Genomic DNA, 2,307 nt, shown 5'->3' on the forward strand with positions numbered 1-2,307 from the left:
GGTTAAGACATGTACTCAAATAAATAATTTATGGCCAAATCATTAAACAGTAAAAATATTGGAAAATAATCCAGACTCAAAATCCGCTTGAAAATTGCATTGTTAGAGAGAGTGGACATAAAACTTATAAGGAGTTAAGAAAGAGAAGTTTATGGAGTTTGAAAGTACTTGCCAGGGAACTCAAACCCCACAAAACATGCCCTATGAGGCAGTTATCATGTTTAGCTGTGCGAATATTTAAGCTTGCCTGATTCTGCCTCCTAGGGTAATAAGGAGGATAAATATGAAACGTAATAGAATTGGAATAAGTATACTTGTTTTGGTAATGCTGATTGGTATGGCGTTGATACCGGCCGCAGGTGCACAGAAAGAGGATAATTATTCTGTAACTGCTGAGGAAGCTTTTAAACATGCTAATGCAAACATGATAAGTTTTATAGCAGCTAATACACCAGGCTTTGAAAATTGGACAGGGGCGTCTATTAATCCCAAACCAATTGAGCTTTATGACATAAACGGTAAAAAATTATTTTATCAATTCTCAGTATATAAAGAAAATAAATTAACAGGTACAATCGACGTTTGTGCCGATAAAACGTTGGGACCTTCTATCTACGATATTAAATTTGATCCTAAACCTTATAAATCGGCGGAAGTCATGAAAAAATCAATAGAAATAGCCAAAAGTGAGTATTCAGATGGAAAAATTAAATCAACCAATTTGGTTGTATACAGCTATCCGAGTATAGGTGCAATGACCATAGTAAAAGACAAGACTACTGGAGTTGAACATCGGATATTTGTAGATGCATACACCCTTGAAGAGGTCGAAGATAAACCAGCAACTGAAACCGAACCTGGAGTTTGGTCAATGTATGACCAGATTTTGAAGTCTGGAAAGGAAAACAATTTAAAAGAATGGCAAAAAAGTGATGAACTTGCCAAATCTACAGAACAAGCAGCAACTAATAAAGGAGTTAATATTAATGCTGCAGTTACTGAAGAAAATATTAAAAAACTCAGTAGTGATGCAATAGTTCTAGGTTCATTTACAGGTAAAATACTTGATATTAACGGTATTGGGCAAGAACGAGATGTTTTTTGTGGTCCAGCATGTATTCGAATGGTTTGTAAGTACTATAATAAACCGACCCCCATTCCTACGCAAGATCAAATTTATAGGGGTGATGGACTGTGGAGTTGGAATCCTGCTTCCATATACACGTCTGGGCTCTCAGCTGGTGATATTGTAAAATGGGCTACATATCGATGGGGGAAGACGGGAACTATAGCTACTAGCTTTTCTAATAGTGTCGCTATATCAGAAATTGAAAACAATAGACCATTCTTCAGTATGATTCCAGGTCATTTTCGACTTTGTAGAGGATATATAGCTCAAAATGGGTATACATATTTGCGTCTTAATGATCCACTGCCTGTTGGTTCGACATATGGTAATGCCGGATTACTTGAACGCACATACGGCAGTTCAGAATCTACACGCATATATGTAAGGTAATAATTCCTCAGAGGAGTTCGATAAACTTCTGGTTTTCAACGGTTGCTTATGAACCTATATAACAACCAGCCAAAGACTGGGGTTTATCGAAACCTCCTTATTTATAGGGTATAGGTATAAACAAAATCCAGGAGAGAGTCGCTGATGTTGTTGCTTTTTAATGAGTCCATAAGTTGGGATTTAAAATGGAAGAAATAACATATGATAAAATATATCGAGAGCATACTCTCCTAAAAATTTTTGGAATAGCTTCACTTACGATTTTAATATTGGCTGGTGTAGCATGTACGGCTCCATTTGCATATGTGACAAATATGGGGGATTATAATCTGAGAGGTTATTATTACGATACGAATTATAATGGTACTCTCCCGACTCCTAATGTCGCTGTAATTGACACAGCAACTAACAATGTTACAGCCAGAGTGCCTCTCGGCGATGGGTGGCCTGTAGGAGTTGCAGTCAGCCCTGCAGGAACAAAGGTATATGTGGTGGACTCACCTATGGACGTCTCCAATGTTTATGTAATTGACACGGCCACAAATATGGTTAGTGCCAAAGTGAATATCGGAAGTAGCTATCCTTCGGAAATTACAGTTAACCCTGCAGGAACAAGAATTTATGTGACGAAACAGCATGATTACACCGATATCTCTGTAATTAACACAGCGACAAACACCTTAATGGCACCGATTATTGTGGGGCCGAGTACTTACAATGTTGCATTTACACCGGATGGAAAAAAAATCTATGCTGCCAACAGTCGAAACAACACTATTTACGTAATT

Annotated in this window: 2 protein-coding genes; both read left to right on the forward strand. The window is 37.5% G+C overall.

Annotated features, from left to right (window positions below; all coding sequences use genetic code 11):
• Positions 1-283 precede the first annotated feature (283 nt).
• Positions 284-1,519, forward strand: a complete 1,236-nt coding sequence (locus A9239_RS05100; protein ID WP_048156199.1) for a C39 family peptidase — start codon at positions 284-286, stop codon at positions 1,517-1,519.
• A 185-nt stretch (positions 1,520-1,704) separates the two neighbouring features.
• The coding region (locus A9239_RS05105; protein ID WP_141706372.1) for a YncE family protein at positions 1,705-2,307 on the forward strand (603 nt) is incomplete at its 3' end.

The organism is Methanosarcina sp. A14, from assembly GCF_001729375.1.
GTDB classification, from domain to species: Archaea; Halobacteriota; Methanosarcinia; order Methanosarcinales; family Methanosarcinaceae; genus Methanosarcina; species Methanosarcina barkeri.